We start from the raw sequence: 579 nt of genomic DNA, 5'->3' as shown, positions 1-579 counted from the left end.
CAACAGTAACATCACTTTTTACACTTCCATTTGATTTAATGCGTACTTTTCCTTCTTTTATTTGTTTTGTTTTTAAATCATATTCTGCATTACCTTCTAATACTTGCCTTGTTATTTGTTTTGTAAAGCCTGAATATATATCAGTTGTTAACTCATTGTTTATTTCGATATATTCCACTTTCTTATTATTTTCTATTATCTGTTTTATTAATTCTTCCTTGCTCAATTTATTTCCTTGGCAACCTGAAAGGAAAAATATTGTACCAACCAAAATTAATCCTAACAATAAACAAATCTTTTTTTTCATATTTTATACTCGACTTTCTATCATAAAATAATCAATCTAACTAAATTTTTTCAAATTTTTCAACATATCCAAAGACTTAAAACTGATACATTATATAATTAATAAATTACTTTTCGTCTTCATCTTCTTTTAGCAACTCATCTGTAATATCACTTGAATCTTCTTTTTTACTGTTTTCATCGTCATTGTCAGAATAGAAAGTTGACTTTATATCTTGAAATGAATTCAAAAACATATCCTTTAATATTTGTAATTTTTCAGGTGTCATACTT

General features: G+C 24.9%; 1 protein-coding gene. It reads right to left on the bottom strand.

Features of this window, described 5'->3' with window-relative positions; all coding sequences use genetic code 11:
- Positions 1-307 (bottom strand): hypothetical protein (locus HLB29_RS09380; RefSeq protein WP_185624891.1); only part of this gene is annotated, 307 nt, incomplete at its 3' end.
- Between the last annotated feature and the right edge of the window lie 272 nt (positions 308-579).

The organism is Peptostreptococcus canis (assembly GCF_014229965.1).
GTDB lineage: Bacteria > Bacillota > Clostridia > Peptostreptococcales > Peptostreptococcaceae > Peptostreptococcus > Peptostreptococcus canis.
The sequence above is the reverse complement of the archived record's forward strand: the minus strand, read 5'-3'. Positions and strand labels throughout refer to the sequence as shown.